The organism is Micromonospora sp. NPDC049230 (assembly GCF_040647875.1).
GTDB lineage: Bacteria > Actinomycetota > Actinomycetes > Mycobacteriales > Micromonosporaceae > Micromonospora.
This window is the reverse complement of sequence record NZ_JBEZCZ010000010.1, coordinates 60,253-74,247: the sequence shown is the minus strand read 5'-3', so window position 1 is coordinate 74,247 and position 13,995 is coordinate 60,253. Positions and strand designations below refer to the sequence as shown.

At 71.1% G+C, this 13,995-nt stretch carries 16 protein-coding genes; 8 read left to right on the top strand and 8 right to left on the bottom strand.

The window, feature by feature from the left end:
* The first annotated feature begins 409 nt into the window (after positions 1-409).
* From AB0A95_RS11875 to AB0A95_RS11865, 3 genes are all read left to right on the top strand, one after another.
* Positions 410-946 carry a GtrA family protein gene (locus AB0A95_RS11875; RefSeq protein WP_357555749.1) on the top strand — a complete coding sequence of 179 codons (537 nt, stop codon included), beginning with the start codon at positions 410-412 and terminating at the stop codon, positions 944-946.
* Between the two features lie 63 nt (positions 947-1,009).
* The gene (locus tag AB0A95_RS11870; protein WP_357555666.1) at positions 1,010-1,717 is read left to right on the top strand and encodes a GtrA family protein; all 708 of its coding nucleotides are present in this window, start codon (positions 1,010-1,012) and stop codon (positions 1,715-1,717) included.
* Complete coding sequence (locus AB0A95_RS11865; protein ID WP_357555665.1) at positions 1,714-2,544, top strand: MaoC/PaaZ C-terminal domain-containing protein; 831 nt, start codon at positions 1,714-1,716, stop codon at positions 2,542-2,544. Before AB0A95_RS11870 ends, AB0A95_RS11865 begins: the two co-directional genes overlap by 4 nt.
* Before the next feature lie 49 nt (positions 2,545-2,593).
* Here AB0A95_RS11865 and AB0A95_RS11860 read toward each other — a convergent pair whose 3' ends face one another.
* Positions 2,594-3,166: a PH domain-containing protein gene (locus tag AB0A95_RS11860; protein ID WP_357555664.1), complete on the bottom strand. Its 573-nt coding sequence runs from the start codon at positions 3,164-3,166 to the stop codon at positions 2,594-2,596.
* A gap of 154 nt (positions 3,167-3,320) precedes the next feature.
* Entirely contained in the window at positions 3,321-4,196 is an 876-nt protein-coding gene (locus AB0A95_RS11855) for a biotin--[acetyl-CoA-carboxylase] ligase (RefSeq protein WP_357555663.1), read from the bottom strand.
* Between the two features lie 84 nt (positions 4,197-4,280).
* On the opposite strand from AB0A95_RS11855, the gene AB0A95_RS11850 reads away from it, so the two are divergent.
* The gene (locus tag AB0A95_RS11850; RefSeq protein ID WP_357555662.1) at positions 4,281-5,864 is read left to right on the top strand and encodes an acyl-CoA carboxylase subunit beta; all 1,584 of its coding nucleotides are present in this window, start codon (positions 4,281-4,283) and stop codon (positions 5,862-5,864) included.
* 107 nt (positions 5,865-5,971) lie between these two features.
* On the opposite strand, the gene AB0A95_RS11845 is transcribed toward AB0A95_RS11850, so the two are convergent.
* The 4 genes from AB0A95_RS11845 to AB0A95_RS11830 all read right to left on the bottom strand — a co-directional run bounded on the left by AB0A95_RS11845 (position 5,972) and on the right by AB0A95_RS11830 (position 9,237).
* A complete protein-coding gene (locus AB0A95_RS11845; RefSeq protein ID WP_357555661.1) occupies positions 5,972-6,820 on the bottom strand; it encodes a hypothetical protein in 849 nt (282 codons plus the stop codon).
* On the bottom strand, positions 6,810-7,313 hold the full coding sequence (locus tag AB0A95_RS11840) for a sigma-70 family RNA polymerase sigma factor (protein WP_357555660.1): 504 nt from the start codon (positions 7,311-7,313) through the stop codon (positions 6,810-6,812). Before AB0A95_RS11840 ends, AB0A95_RS11845 begins: the two co-directional genes overlap by 11 nt.
* A gap of 63 nt (positions 7,314-7,376) precedes the next feature.
* Positions 7,377-8,360 carry a 2-dehydropantoate 2-reductase N-terminal domain-containing protein gene (locus tag AB0A95_RS11835; RefSeq protein WP_357555659.1) on the bottom strand — a complete coding sequence of 328 codons (984 nt, stop codon included), beginning with the start codon at positions 8,358-8,360 and terminating at the stop codon, positions 7,377-7,379.
* Between the two features lie 133 nt (positions 8,361-8,493).
* On the bottom strand, positions 8,494-9,237 hold the full coding sequence (locus AB0A95_RS11830; protein ID WP_357555658.1) for a M50 family metallopeptidase: 744 nt from the start codon (positions 9,235-9,237) through the stop codon (positions 8,494-8,496).
* A 101-nt stretch (positions 9,238-9,338) separates the two neighbouring features.
* Between AB0A95_RS11830 and AB0A95_RS11825 the strand changes: the two genes are divergently transcribed.
* The gene (locus AB0A95_RS11825; protein ID WP_357555657.1) at positions 9,339-9,890 is read left to right on the top strand and encodes a Uma2 family endonuclease; all 552 of its coding nucleotides are present in this window, start codon (positions 9,339-9,341) and stop codon (positions 9,888-9,890) included.
* A 126-nt stretch (positions 9,891-10,016) separates the two neighbouring features.
* Positions 10,017-10,769 carry a GH25 family lysozyme gene (locus AB0A95_RS11820; RefSeq protein ID WP_204946130.1) on the top strand — a complete coding sequence of 251 codons (753 nt, stop codon included), beginning with the start codon at positions 10,017-10,019 and terminating at the stop codon, positions 10,767-10,769.
* A 75-nt stretch (positions 10,770-10,844) separates the two neighbouring features.
* Here the strand turns inward: AB0A95_RS11820 and AB0A95_RS11815 are convergent, their stop codons facing one another.
* Both AB0A95_RS11815 and AB0A95_RS11810 read right to left on the bottom strand, forming a co-directional pair.
* Positions 10,845-11,072 (bottom strand): hypothetical protein, encoded by a 228-nt coding sequence (locus tag AB0A95_RS11815; RefSeq protein ID WP_357555656.1) that lies wholly within the window; start codon positions 11,070-11,072, stop codon positions 10,845-10,847.
* 65 nt (positions 11,073-11,137) lie between these two features.
* On the bottom strand, positions 11,138-13,129 hold the full coding sequence (locus AB0A95_RS11810; protein WP_357555655.1) for a protein kinase: 1,992 nt from the start codon (positions 13,127-13,129) through the stop codon (positions 11,138-11,140).
* A gap of 90 nt (positions 13,130-13,219) precedes the next feature.
* On the opposite strand from AB0A95_RS11810, the gene AB0A95_RS11805 reads away from it, so the two are divergent.
* Positions 13,220-13,417, top strand: a complete 198-nt coding sequence (locus tag AB0A95_RS11805; RefSeq protein ID WP_357555654.1) for an acyl-CoA carboxylase subunit epsilon — start codon at positions 13,220-13,222, stop codon at positions 13,415-13,417.
* Positions 13,418-13,505: 88 nt separating this feature from the next.
* A complete protein-coding gene (locus AB0A95_RS11800) occupies positions 13,506-13,970 on the top strand; it encodes a hypothetical protein (protein ID WP_357555653.1) in 465 nt (154 codons plus the stop codon).
* Positions 13,971-13,995 lie beyond the last annotated feature (25 nt).

Here is a 13,995-nt window from a genome sequence, read left to right as displayed (position 1 = left end):
GATCTATGGGATGCACGAGACTCAGCGGCGCGATGCGTCGCCTTCGTGGAAACCTGGGATTGGCCTCAGCGTAAACCGGGCAGCCTTCCGAGTCAGTGGGACTGGTTGTGAAGAACTGCACAAGCTACGGCCACGCTGCGGTATCACGAGCTGATACCCGCTTTCCTGCGCAGTTTCACGCAAATCTTGTTGTGCACCCCGGCGGACGCTTGTTGCGGTCGGGCCGTGACCTGCCCCGCCGACCGGTGCGTGGATTCCCGTTCCGGGGCGCGTCAGTCCTCCCAATTGGTTACGCTGCGTACAACGGTTCCGCACACGGTGATCGGCTGTTCCTGGTGACCACGCCCGCTCGCCGTTGCTACCCCTCTGACTGGTCGACAGCCGGTAGGCTCGCCCCGTGGCCGCCACGATGACCGGGGAGCAACCGGGTCCCCGGCAGACCCCACGGGGTCTGGTCGGCAGGCTGCTGGACCGTTTCGGTCACCTCGTCCGCGAGATGAGCAAGTTCGCCACAGTGGGTGGCGCCGCCTTCCTCGTCGACTTCGCGCTCTTCAACTATCTGACGAGCACGCGTGGCGTCGAGGAGCTGACGGCGAAGACGATCTCCACCATCATCGCGGCCTCCGTCGCCTTCGTCGGCAACCGGTTCTGGACCTGGCGGCACCGGCAGCGCAGCAACCCGGCCCGCGAGTACGCGCTGTTCTTCTTCTTCAACGTCGTCGGCCTCGGCATCGCGGTGGCCTGCCTCGCGATCAGCCGGTACGGGCTCGGCAGCATCTGGCCCGAGGTGTTCGAGACACGCCTGGCCGACAACGTCGCCAGCTACGTCGTCGGCACGGGCCTCGGCACGCTGTTCCGATTCTGGTCGTACCGGCGGTTCGTCTTCGTCGAAGCGGGAACCCGGACCGTTCCGCAGGTAAGACCCGACCCCGATCGCAGGGCGTGACCTGCCGCTCACCCCGTTCGGCCGGTGATCGCCGGCCGCACCGACTGCCCTAAGGTGTTTCGCATGCGTCTTGTCCGTCTGCTGCCTGAGCGCTGGCAGAAGTTCATCCACGAGGCGCTCAAGTTCGGCATCGTTGGCGGCGTCAACACCGTCATCAATTACGCCGTGTTCAATGCCCTCGCACTGACCGTTTTCGTCAATGGTCAATTGAAGGCGAACGTGATCGCGACCCTCGTCGCCACGATCACGTCGTATCTGATGAATCGGCACTGGACGTACCGGGATCGCCCGAAGTCGGCGCTGCGCCGGGAGTACGTCCTGTTCTTCCTGTTCAACGGGGTTGGCCTGCTGATCGAGCTGGGTGCCGTGGCGGCGGCCAAGTACGGCCTCGGCGTGCACGGCCTGCTCGCACTGAACGTGGCCAAGACCGCCGGCGTCCTGCTGGGCACGCTCTTCCGGTTCTGGTCCTACCGGACCTTCGTCTTCCAGCCGGTCGTACCAGCCGAAGGCGAGACGAAACCCGAACCCACCTGGCACGACATCCCGCGGGACGAGTGGGACACCCTGGCCGAGATGGACCCGGTCGCCGAGCTTGCCGAGACCGTGTCGGAGCTGGAGGAGGAGGCGAAGTCCGCGGACCGCGCCGACCCACCGCCCGGCGCCCCCACCCAGGGCCGGCCCACCCGGTTGAGCGTCAGCCCCGCTGCCGACCTGGACGCGGAGCTCGCCGCGGAGTTGCACGTCAGCACTCGCCGCGCGCCCCGCCGGTGACGACACCCGACGCCCGCTCCGGCACCGGGCAACCCGCCGAGCTGTTCTTCGAGGATCTCGTTCCGGGGCTCACCGTCGACCTCGGCGTGGTGACAGTGGATGGCGACGAGATGGTCGCCTTCGCCCGCCGCTTCGATCCGCAGTGGTACCACGTCGACCCCGACCTGGCCGGGGCCAGCCGGCACGGCGGGCTGATCGCCAGCGGCTTCTACACGGTCAGCCTGTTCATGCGGGCGTACGTCGACCATCTGCTGTCCCGGGCCGCCGCGGACGCGTCCCCCGGCCTGGAGGAGCTGCGCTGGCTCGCCCCCGTGCGCGCTGGCGACCGGCTCGCTGTCCGGGTCGACGTGATGGGCGCGCGACCGTCGACGGCACGCCCGGGGCTCGGCACCGTCAGCCTCACCGGCACCATGCTGCGCCTCGGCCCGGACGACAGGCCCGAGCAGGAGGTGCTGCGCACCCGCTTCCGGGGCTGGTTCGCCCTGCGACAAGCCGAGGCCGACCCCGCCGAGGCCGACCCTGTCGCGGCCGACCCCGCCGAGGCCGACCCTGTCGCGGCCGACTCCACCGAAGCCAGAGCCGAAGCCGGCGCAGTCGCCTCCGGCCCGGCCGGAGGCGGCACAGCCGGTCACGACGCAGCCGGAGGCGGCCCAGCCAGTGGCAGCCCCGCCAGTCCGGGCGCAGCCGAAGGCGGTCCAGCCGGTCGGGGCGCGGCCGAAGGCGATCAGCCTGCGGGTGGGCCACCCGACGCCGGTCCGGCCGAGACCAGCCCGCCGGGGCCCGCACGTCCCGGAAACGGTCCACCCCGGGCCGAACCACACGCCTGACCCGCCCCGACACTGCCCGGGGCGGGTCACGACCTCGGTCGACCCGGGGTCAGGTCGTGGTGTCGCGCAGCGGCTTGCCGTCCTGCATGTCGGCGAGGATGTCGCGCATCTCCCCGTCGCCGAGCGAGTGCTTGTCGTGCTGTGCCTCGACCAGCTCGTACAGGGTGGTCTGCACCCTTCCGACACCCGGCACGTCGGCGAGCACCGACTGGCCGCGTTCGCCGGCCGACTCGATGGTGAGCGTGCCGCAGCCGAGCAGGCGCTCGACGAAGCGCTGGTTCATCGAGTGGTCGTTGACCCGGGTGAGCGGAAGGTCCCGCCGGTCCCGGGAGAAGACACCCTGCTGGATCAGCACACGCTCGTTGGTGAACAGGTAGTGCGTGGTACGCCAGACCAGGAACGGCCACAGGCTGAGCCAGAGCACCCCGACCAGGGCGATCACGCCGATCACGGCCAGCGCGACCGAGCCGCCGCCGCTCTCGGGCAGCAGGAGCAGCCCCACCACCACCGCGGCGATGGCCAGCACCAGCACCGCGATCGGCCGGATCAACGCCTTCCAGTGCGGGTGCAGGTGCAGCACGACATGCTCGTCCTCGGTGAGCACGTCTTCAGGAAACGCCACGGGAACCTCCAACGCGATTTTCTGGACGCGCAGACGGTAAACCCCCCAGCCCCACAACGACATCCGCCACGCGGTCCCACCCCGTTCCCCGCGATCTTGCAGTTTGGGTCGCCGTTACGGACCGAAACTGCAAGATCGCGTGGGCGTGGGGGTGTTAGCGGAGGTGGAGGACGTCGCCCGCGGTCAGGGTTCGGACGCCGGTGGGGGTGGTGAGCATCAGCTGGCCGTCCGGGTCCACTCCGGTGGCCTCACCGGTCAGGGAGTCGCCGTCGGGGAGCAGCACGCGCACCTCGCGGCCGACAGTCGCGCACGCCTCCAGGTAGGCGTCGCGCAGGCCGCTGGCCACCGCGTCGCCGCCCGCCGAACGCCAACGGTCGTACCAGTCGGCCACCGAGCGCAGCAGCGCCCGCAGCAGCGGGTCCCGATCGGTGGCCGCCGCACCGGCCAACTGCAACGAGGTGGCCGGCAGCCCGGTCGGGTTCACCGGCAGTTCCACGGCGCGCAGCGTCACGTTGAGCCCGATGCCGAGCACAATGGCCGGCGGTTGGTCCGGCGCACGCCCGGGTACCGCCTCGGCCAGCACGCCCGCGCACTTCGCGTCGCCGATCAGCAGGTCGTTGGGCCACTTCAGGGTGGCCTCCAGCTCGGCCAGCCGGGCCACCGCCTCGACAAGCGCCACGCCGGCCAGCAACGGCAGCCACCCGTACCCCGTGGGCGTCGCCGGCAGCCAACCGCGCTCCGGCACGGCCTCGCCGGGCCGCAGCAGCACGCTCGTCGCGATGCCCGCCCGCGGCGGCGACTGCCACACCCGGCCGCGCCGGCCACGGCCCGCGGTCTGCCGCTCGGCGACCACGACCAGGCCCTCCGGCTCGCCGGCCCGGGCGGCCTCGGCCACGTCGGCGTTCGTGGAGCCGGTCTCGGCGCGCAGCTCCAGCCGGGCCCACGGCCCGTTCGGCGCGACCAACGCGCGGCGCAGCCGGGCCGCCGACAGCGGCGGCCGGTCCAGATCGGTGTACGGGGAGCCCGACATTCCGCCAGCCTACGGCGGTGGCGGTGCCGACACTGAGGGGTACGGCACGCCGGCGCCGACCTGAACCATCGTTATATTCCCTGGGTGACTACCGAGACCGGGACCAACATCCACAGCACCGCGGGCAAGCTGGCGGACCTGGAGCGCCGGGTCGACGAGGCGGTGCACGCCGGGTCGGCCCGTGCCGTGGAGAAGCAGCACGCGCGCGGCAAGAAGACCGCCCGCGAGCGGATCGAGATGCTGCTCGACGAGGGCTCCTTCGTCGAACTCGACGAGTTGGCCCGGCACCGGTCCACGGCCTTCGGGCTGGAGCGCAACCGCCCGTACGGCGACGGTGTGGTCACCGGCTACGGCACTGTCGACGGCCGGCAGGTGTGCGTGTTCGCGCAGGACTTCACGGTCTTCGGCGGCTCCCTCGGTGAGGTCTTCGGCGAGAAGATCGTCAAGGTGATGGACCTGGCCATGAAGATCGGCTGCCCGGTCGTGGGCATCAACGACTCCGGCGGCGCCCGGATCCAGGAGGGCGTGGTCTCGCTCGGCCTCTACGGCGAGATCTTCTTCCGCAACGTGCGGGCGTCCGGCGTCATCCCGCAGATCTCGTTGGTGATGGGGCCCTGCGCGGGCGGCGCTGTCTACTCTCCGGCGGTCACCGACTTCACAGTGATGGTCGACCAGACCTCGCACATGTTCATCACCGGCCCCGACGTGATCAAGACGGTGACCGGCGAGGACGTCGGCATGGAGGAGCTGGGCGGGGCGCGCACGCACAACACCCGCAGCGGTAACGCGCACTACCTCGCCAGCGACGAGGACGACGCGATCGACTACGTCAAGGCACTGCTGTCGTACCTGCCGTCGAACAACCTCGACGAGCCGGTGGTCTTCGAGACGCCGGCCTCGGTGGAGGTCAGTGACGAGGACCGGGAACTGGACACGCTGATCCCGGACTCGGCCAACCAGCCGTACGACATGCACACGGTGCTCGAGCACGTCCTCGACGACGGGGAGTTCCTGGAGGTCCAGCCGCTCTACGCGCAGAACATCGTGGTCGGCTACGGCCGGGTCGAGGGGCGTCCGGTCGGTGTGGTGGCCAACCAGCCCATGCACTTCGCCGGCACCCTGGACATCGCCGCCTCGGAGAAGGCCGCCCGGTTCGTGCGCACCTGCGACGCGTTCAACATCCCGGTGCTGACCTTCGTGGACGTGCCCGGCTTCCTGCCCGGCACCGGCCAGGAGTGGGACGGCATCATCCGCCGGGGCGCCAAGCTCATCTACGCGTACGCCGAGGCCACCGTCCCCAAGGTCACCGTGATCACCCGCAAGGCGTACGGCGGCGCGTACGACGTGATGGGCTCCAAGCACCTCGGCGCCGACCTGAACTTCGCCTGGCCGACCGCCCAGATCGCGGTGATGGGGGCACAGGGCGCGGTGAACATCCTCTACCGCTCCGAGCTGGCCGGCGCGGACGACCCGGCGGCGGTCCGCGCGGAGAAGATCGCCGAGTACGAGGACACCCTGGCCAACCCGTACGTGGCGGCGGAGCGCGGTTACATCGACTCGGTGATCGCGCCGCACGAGACGCGTACCCAGATCGTCCGGGCGCTGCGCGTCCTGCGCACCAAGCGGGAGACCCTGCCGCCCAAGAAGCACGGCAACATCCCGCTCTGAGGCGCACGCGGTCTCCTGCTCCGCGCAACTTCGGGGAAGTTGCTGCCCCCGGGCCCCGCGAGGCAGCAACAACCCTGAAGTTGTGCGGATCATCGACCCGGTCCGGGTCAGCAGGCCGGGTTGGCGGCCACGCACATTCGGGCCGCCGCCGCCACGGCCAGCCGCACGAGTTCCGCTTCGGTGCCGTCGTAGCCGAGGCGGAGCACCGAGACGAGGTCGCCGACCCGGACGACGGCCAGCCGAAGTGGCTCAGGGTCGTCGCCGTACTTCTGCCCGGTCTTCACGTCCTGGGCGGCGGTGAGCGAGTCCCGCAGGATGGCGGCGTCGTCCCCGGCGAAACCCCGCTGCGTCACCGCCCACCGGTGCACGGCCGATACCGTGCTGATGACCCCTGCCGTGTCCATCGGCCCGACGCTTCGCCATTCGGCGCACGGGGCGATCAGGTCGTCCAGACCGGCGAAGAGCTGGGTGGCCGCCTCGGGTACCAATCTGAAGAGCTCCTGCGTGGCCTCGCCCTCGCCCCGCGTCTGGATGGCCGGAGCGCGCCTGGGCACGAAGGTCTGCGAGCGGGACAGGATCGACGGCTGCCAGCCCTCCGACAACCCCTGGCTCGTCCGGCAGTAGCCAAGATTGTCCTCCAGCCTGATCATCTCACCCAGCCCCGACTGGCTGAGCCGCACGTCGACCGGCCGTGGCAGGTCGCTCGGCTGCAACAGCGCGTCGGTGGTGATCTCGTGCCGGGTCGGGGAGGCGGCCGGCGGAGCCGGTGCCGAGGACTGCCGCGGTGCGGCGACCGCCACGGCCGAGGCCCCGACGAGGCTCAGCACGACGGTGGCCACGACGATCCTGCGCTGGCTGCGGCGACGGGCCCGGGACCGAATCTCCTCCGGTGCCGGCCACTGGACATCCCGCAGGTCCCGACGGATCTGCTCGACGAACGACGGGTCAGCACGCATCTGTGGTCTCCCCCAGATCAGAGACGGCAAGCAGGCCGGCGAGCGCGGCACGCCCACGGGAGAGGCGGGCCTTGACGGTGCCAACCGGGGCCGCGGTTTCCCGCGCCACGTCGGCGACCGGCATGCCGACCAGGTAGTAGAGGGCGATGGCGACGCGTTGCTCCTCGGGCAGCCGGCGTAGGGCGGCGACCACCTCGACGGTTTCGGTAGTCGGCCCGGGAACTGTCTCGGTGGCGCCGTGCCGCAGGTACGCGCGGGCACGACTGCGTAGGCTGCGCCAACGGCTGACCGCGACCCGGCTGGCCACCACCCGCACCCACGCCTCCGGGTCGTCGTACTCGCGGACCGTCGACCAGCGCTGCCACGCCCGGATGTACGCCTCCTGCACGGCGTCCTGAGCCTCGATCCGGTCGCCGGTCAGGGCGTAGACGAACCCGAGCAGCCGTTGTCGGCTCCCCCGGTAGAACTCGTCGAACCCGTCGATGTCCGGCACCCGTCCACCTCCCCGTGTCGGTCGCAGTGAACACGCGCCGGGTCGGGTGGTCGGTTGCCGGGATCAGGGAATCATCTTCTCCAGTTCGGCGAGCGGGAACGCACCGGCCGCGACCCGCTCCCGGACCGCCCGGCGAACGGCCCGCTGCACTGCCACGTTTACCGGTGTGTGCACGCCGTGCAGCCGGCCGAGCAGCGCGATCTCGCCGTTGAGGTGGTCGACCTCGGTCGAGCCGGTGCCCCGGGCCAGGCTCTGCCAGGTGGAGCCACCGGAGCGAGCCTCGCCGTCGACCGGGCGCTGCCGCACCAGGTCACCGCGTTCGGCCTTCTCCTCCTGCGGCGAGGTGTGCGTGATGCCGGCGGCGGCGAGCGCGGCCACACCCTCGGCGCGTACCCGCTCGACCAACGCGTCCGGGATGTCCTGACCGAGCAGCGCCTGTAGGCCGTTGCCGAGGTTGCTGAGCAGCTTGCCGTACTTCCAGCGCAGCACGTCCTCGCGGACCGGTGCGGCGAACCCGGCGGCGCTCAGATCGGCGGCGATCGCCCGGTCGGTGTCGTCGACACCCGCGGGGTACCGCCCGATGTGGAGCATCCCCGGGTGCGGGTAGCCGTTGGCCACCACCACGCCCGGGTCCAGGTGGGTGGCCGGCAACCAGACGCAGACCGGGTGCACGTCGACGAAGAGCCGCAGTGCGGCCCGCTCGTTCGCCACCCCGTTCTGGGCGGTCACCAGCGGCAGCCGCTCGCCCGCCGTACCGCCACCGACCACCGGCGCGTCCACCCAGGCGGCCAGCGCGCCGGCGGTGTCCTGCGACTTGACGGTGAGGATCAGCACCGTGTCCGCCGGCAGCGGCTGCTCACCCGGCCCGTCCACGGCGTCGAGCCGGGCGGTGACCTCCCCGTCGGGCTGCCGCAGGGTCAACCCGCGCGCCCGGATCGCGGCCAGGTGGGCGCCACGGGCCACCACTGTCACGTCCCGGTCGGCCTGGGCCAGCCGTACGCCGATGGTCCCGCCGACCGCACCCGCCCCGATGATCACGTATCGCATCGCCCCATTCTGCCCGCCGCGCGTTTCCCGCCGTCGATCATGGAGTTGTGGTGCCTGGATGCGGGGGTATCGCGGCTTTCGCGGCCCACCACAACTCCTTGATCGACCCGGGCGGAGGCGGGGTTGAGGCGGGTTAGAGCGTCAGGCCGGCGTCGGTGAGGATCGGGCCGGTCAGCAGGAGGGCGCCGGCTACCAGGGCGGCCAGGTTCACCACGGCGAAGACGGCCACCCAGAAGAGCGGCGGGAACGGGGTGAGCCCGGCGAGTTGGTCGGCGTCGGAGGCGGGCATCCGGCCCCGCGACCGCAGCCGTTGCAGCTCCACCACCGGCCGCAGCCCGCCGAGCAGCAGGAACCACACCCCGGCGTACGCGAACGCGGCCTGGACCTGGGGCGTGGCGTACCACGAGACGGCGAACACCAGTGCGCCGGTGACCAGCAGCGATACCACGCCGAAGGCGTTGCGGATCATGACGAGCATGGCCAGCAGCAGCGCCACCGCCACCCAGAGCAGCAGGGTGATCCGGTTGCCGCCGAGCAGCCAGGCACCGGCCAGCCCGACCAGCGGCGGGGCGACGTATCCGGCGAGCAGGGTGAGGATCATGCCGGGCCCGGTGGGACGGCCGGCGGAGAGCGTCAGCCCCGACGTGTCCGAGTGCAGCCGGATGCCGCGCAGCTTGCGGCCGGTGAGCAGGGCGACAAGGGCGTGCCCGCCCTCGTGCGCGATGGTGACGGCGTTGCGGGCGACCCGCCACGGCAGCCGGGTGGACACCACCACCAGCGCGACGGCAGCGGTGATCAGCACCAGCAGCGGGGGCGGGTCCGGCTGCGCGCCGAACAGCGTGTCCCACGTCTCGCCCAGTCCGTCGATCGACATCATGGGGCGCGAGCCTACCGGCGGCGTTCCGTGTCGCTCCCGGAGCACCGCCTCGTATCCTGGGAAACTGATCGGGTGGCGAGTCGAGCGGGAGGTGAACGCGGGTGAGCGCAGCGCCCCTGGAGCCGCACATCGGCCTGTGGACCGAGGCCGACTACTTCGCCTTGGGCGAAACGCCTGACCGGATCGAACTGCTCGACGGGAGCCTTCTGGTGAGCCCTGCCCCGAGCCGACGGCACCAGCGGGTGTCGCGCCGGCTGGCGAACAGCATCGAAGCAGCGGCAGACCTCCTCGGGCTGTCGGTCTTCGAAGCGATCAACGTCCGGCTCGGCATCGATCGAGTCGTCATTCCGGACCTCGTTGTGACCGATGTTGATGACGACGGCACCTTCCTCGACCCCGACCGGGTGGTGCTCGTCGGCGAAATCGTCTCGCCCGGCAACGCCGCCGCCGACCGGCTGGTCAAGATGCAGCTCTACGCCATCGCGCGAATCCCCTGGTATCTGCTGGTCGAGCAGGACGGCGACGGTCACTCGCTGCGGCTCTACCGGCTCGACGGCGAGCACTACGTCGAGGACCAGGTGGCCAAGGCCGGCGAGACGCTGAGCGTCGTCGAGCCGTTCCGCTGGCAGCTCGACCCGGCCACGCTGGGCTGATCCGTTCGACCCTCGCAATCGGGGCGACACATGCCCGTCGATGAAGCTTTTTTCAGCCGCCCTTGTGATCTAGGGCACTTAACTCCAAAGATGGTTGTCGATAGAGCGACGTCCTTGGAGGCACTCATGGCCCGTACCTCGTCATCGCTGCGCCGCGCGCTCGCGGCCGGCCTCACCGTCCTCGCCACCGCGGCGGCGGCCCTGGTCGCGACCGCCGGACCGGCGGCTGCCGCCACCACACCCGGCATCGACGTGTCCCGCTACCAGGGCACCATCAACTGGACAAGCGTCCGCAACGCGGGGATCCAGTTCGCCTTCATCAAGGCGACCGAGGGCACCACCTACAAGGACCCGAACTTCAACGCCAACTACGTCAACTCGTACAACGCCGGGGTGATCCGCGGGGCGTACCACTTCGCCCGGCCCAACATCTCCGCCGGCTCGACCCAGGCCAACTACCTGGCCTCCAACGGCGGCGCCTGGTCCGCGGACAGCCGCACCCTGCCGGCGGCGCTGGACATCGAGGCCAACCCCTACAGCGGCGGCTACTGCTACGGCCTGAGCACCACCGGGATGCGCAACTGGGTGCAGGACTTCCTGAACACCTACCGGTCGCGCACCGGCCGGTACGCCGTCATCTACACCACCACGAGCTGGTGGAACCAGTGCACCGGCAGTTGGACCGGCCCGTGGGCGAACCACCCGCTCTGGCTGGCCCGCTGGGCCAGCGCACCCGGCGCCCTGCCGGCCGGCGCGTCGGTGTGGAGCTTCTGGCAGTACACAAGCACCGGCGTCGTCTCCGGAATCAGCGGCAACGTGGACCGCAACTACTGGAACGGCGACCGCAGTCGACTGATCGCGCTTGCCAACAACACCTGACCGGGTCGTTGGCGGCAGCGGGATCGACTGTCACCACACGGTCGACAATCGGTCCGGCTGCCGCCACACCACCGGTCAGGCCCTCCGCCGGCTCAACGCCGGCACCACGGCCTCCTCGCGGGCCAGCGCGCCCCGGCGGGTCAGCCGCCAGGCAGCCACCCCGAAGCCGGCAACCGCCACGACGCCGAGCAGTGCGATGAGCGCCGGAATCCCCATGGTGACCAGCAGCAGGATCGCGTCGCCGAGCGCCACGAGCATCCACAGTGCCAGCCGAGGCCGAGTGTCCCTCCGTCGGTAACCCATGTCGTGCCTCCCTCCGTCGTCGACTGTCAATTACCCAGGACGACGGAGGGTCATGCGAATGAGTTTCAGTCCTGTCGGTCGGGCACGAAACCCTTGGCGATCCGGTCGAAGTTCGGCAGGTTGGCCTGCCAGTCCTTCTCCGCGATCTCCCACCGCAGGGCGTAGCCCCGGTTACTGGCCGTCACGAACCCACGGTTGCGGACATGGATTCGTGTGCCGTCGCGGGTCTCCAGCCACTCCCAGTCGGAGCAGGTCTTCCAGAAGTCGCAGCGCACGATGCCGAGCTTCTGATAGTTCTTCACGATGTCCTTGCGGCCCGGCTCGATCCGCACCCAGTTTGCGTAGGCGTCCTTCTCCGGCCTCGGCGTCCACTGCACGAGCAACTCACCCGGGCCGTTGGGCTCGTCGAAGACGACAGTGTCGCTGCCGGCCTCTTCGCGCACCCAGTCGTCGGGGATCGGCAGGGTGAAGCCGGCCGGGTCCCGGTGCAGCTTCCAGCCCGCCGGCAACGCGTTCGGGTCGACCGACGGCGAGGCCGACGGCGTCGCGCTGGGGGCACCGGTGGTGGGCGCCGGCGCAGCGGAACTCGGCGCCGCTGCCGACGTCCCGCCACCCCCGGTCGGCTCGGTCTGCGGGCTCGTGTCGTCGCCCTTGGTGAGCATCGGCACCACCACCACGAGGCCGATCAGCAGCAGGGCGACCACCGCCCCGATCAGCAGGTTGCGTCGGGTGTTGTTCGGCTTCGTGCCGTCGAACGGCGGCACCGACGCGCGACCCGCCGGACCGATCGGCGGCATGAGCGACGTCGGCGTCGTCGGCCTGCGCTGTTCCGGAGCCACCGGCGGACCGTCGACCGCCGTCGGGTCGTCGTCGTTCGTCGTACCGTCGGCGGCGCTCGTCGTACCCTCGCCGGTCGTGTCGGCTGTGACCTTCGCGGTCGGGTCGGCATCGGACGGGCGGTCGATCGGCGCGGTCGGCTCGGCCGGCACCGCCGCCGTCGGGTCGGCAGTCACCGGCGCGGTCGGGTCGCCGTGCGCGCCGGAGGGAACGACTGCCGTCGGCGTGGCATCGACGGCGGAGGTCGTGGCGGCTGCGGAGGTAGCGGAGGCCGGCGGCGACACCGGCCGGTCGACACTCTCGGCCGGTCGCGGCGCGGGGACGTGCGGCGGGCGCGGCTCGCGCGGGCCGTTCGGCCCCGGCCGGCGTACGCCATCAAGCAGCGAGATCCCGCGCGCCCGCTTGCCACCGGCGCGGCGCAGCAGACGTTCCGCCACCTCGGCGGTGATCCGCTCGTTCGGATCCTTCCGCAGCAGCCCGTTCAGCACAGCCTTGAGCGGACCGGCGTTCTTCGGCGGCGGAATCGGCTCGGTCGCCAGCGCGGCCAGGGTGCCGATCGCCGACGGCCGCGCGTACGGCGACTTGCCCTCGACGGCCGCGTAGAGCGTCGCGCCCAACGACCACAGGTCGGCCTCCGGGCCGGCGGTGCCGTCCCGGGCACGCTCCGGCGAGATGTACGCGGGTGAGCCGAGCACCATGCCGGTGCGGGTCACGTTGGGGTCACCGGGGATCGTGGCGAGACCGAAATCGGTCAGCACCACCCGGCCGTCCTCGCCCAGCAACACGTTGCCGGGCTTGACGTCGCGGTGCATCACGCCCGCCTTGTGCGCGGCACTCAGCGCACCCAGCACGCCGAGGCCGATCTCCACAGTGCGGGCCACCGAGACGGGGCCATCCTCGGCGAGAGTGTCCTGCAACGACTTCGACGCCACGTACTCCATGACGATCCACGGATCGCCGTCGGTGCGCAGCACGTCGAAGATGCGGACGACGTTGGCGTGGTTGAGCCGGGCGATGGCCCGCGCCTCCCGCAGCGAACGCTCGCGCATCTCGCGGCGCTCCTCGTCGGTGAGACCTGGCGGCGGCACCAACTCCTTGATGGCGACGTCCCGGTGCAGCACCTCGTCGCGTGCCTTCCACACCCGGCCCATGCCGCCTTGGCCGAGCGGCGACAGGAGCCGGTATCGGTCAGCGACGAGTTGGGGAAGCGCGTTCGACATCGCTGAGACGGTACCCGGACCGGCTGACGCTCACACCGCCGGCACGCCACTGTGCGCTTCGCGTAACTTCGCGCCGCGTACCCTGGCGTCATGTCTGCCGAAGAGCCGCTGTTCCGGGTCGTTCGCGGCGTGCCCACCGCGGAGGAGTTGGCCGCCCTGGTCGGAGCGATCATCACCCGCTCCCACCCCGCCGCCGCTCCCGCGCCGACCGCCACGTCCGCCTGGGCGCGCAGCGGTCGGCCAGTCGCCTCCGGCGGGTGGCGCACCTCCGGCCTGCCCCGCGGCTGACCCGACCCGCCGGGCGGGGGCTGTCAGGGGCACGGGGAGCGGTTACCCTCACTCAGGGAGACGATGCCGTGACACTTAGGGAGGACCCGTGATCCCTCAGGAGGACCGGCCAGCGCCCTGGCTGCGCGGCTACGGCGGCATCGAGGCCGACATCAGCCAGCTCAGAGAGTTCGCCGACCGGCTCGCCGCCGAGGTCGAGAGCAACTACGCGCCGCACCTGTCGTACATCGCCGACGACATGTCCGCGAAACTGCCCAACCCGTGCGACGCCTTCATCGAGCTGGTCACGTTCCTGCACGCGCACCACGAGACGCAGCAGGCCACCGCCGACATCGTGTACGCCGTCCGCGGCGCCACCGGCCACCTGGCCGCCGCCGCCGACCAGGTCGCCAGCCGATACGCCGACAGTGACGCCTTCACCGCCGCACGAGTGGTGGACGTGCGGCAGGCCCTCGCCGACCCCACCAGCATGCTGCCCGGCGGTCCGACACCGATGCTGACCGACCCGACCCGCGCCGACAGCGGTGCCGAAGGACCGGTGGTGCTGCCATGATCGACCGGGGCACCGGCCGCACCTC

Excerpts from the sequence above, each read along its gene's own strand:
- AB0A95_RS11870 (WP_357555666.1), top strand. The coding sequence starts at position 1,010 with ATGCGTCTTGTCCGTCTGCTGCCTGAGCGCTGGCAGAAGTTCATCCAC.
- AB0A95_RS11820 (WP_204946130.1), top strand. The coding sequence starts at position 10,017 with ATGGCCCGTACCTCGTCATCGCTGCGCCGCGCGCTCGCGGCCGGCCTC.
- AB0A95_RS11805 (WP_357555654.1), top strand. The coding sequence starts at position 13,220 with ATGTCTGCCGAAGAGCCGCTGTTCCGGGTCGTTCGCGGCGTGCCCACC.
- AB0A95_RS11875 (WP_357555749.1), top strand. The coding sequence starts at position 410 with ATGACCGGGGAGCAACCGGGTCCCCGGCAGACCCCACGGGGTCTGGTC.
- AB0A95_RS11835 (WP_357555659.1), bottom strand. The coding sequence starts at position 8,360 with ATGCGATACGTGATCATCGGGGCGGGTGCGGTCGGCGGGACCATCGGC.
- AB0A95_RS11830 (WP_357555658.1), bottom strand. The coding sequence starts at position 9,237 with ATGATGTCGATCGACGGACTGGGCGAGACGTGGGACACGCTGTTCGGC.
- AB0A95_RS11845 (WP_357555661.1), bottom strand. The coding sequence starts at position 6,820 with ATGCGTGCTGACCCGTCGTTCGTCGAGCAGATCCGTCGGGACCTGCGG.
- AB0A95_RS11815 (WP_357555656.1), bottom strand. The coding sequence starts at position 11,072 with ATGGGTTACCGACGGAGGGACACTCGGCCTCGGCTGGCACTGTGGATG.
- AB0A95_RS11855 (WP_357555663.1), bottom strand. The coding sequence starts at position 4,196 with ATGTCGGGCTCCCCGTACACCGATCTGGACCGGCCGCCGCTGTCGGCG.
- AB0A95_RS11810 (WP_357555655.1), bottom strand. The coding sequence starts at position 13,129 with ATGTCGAACGCGCTTCCCCAACTCGTCGCTGACCGATACCGGCTCCTG.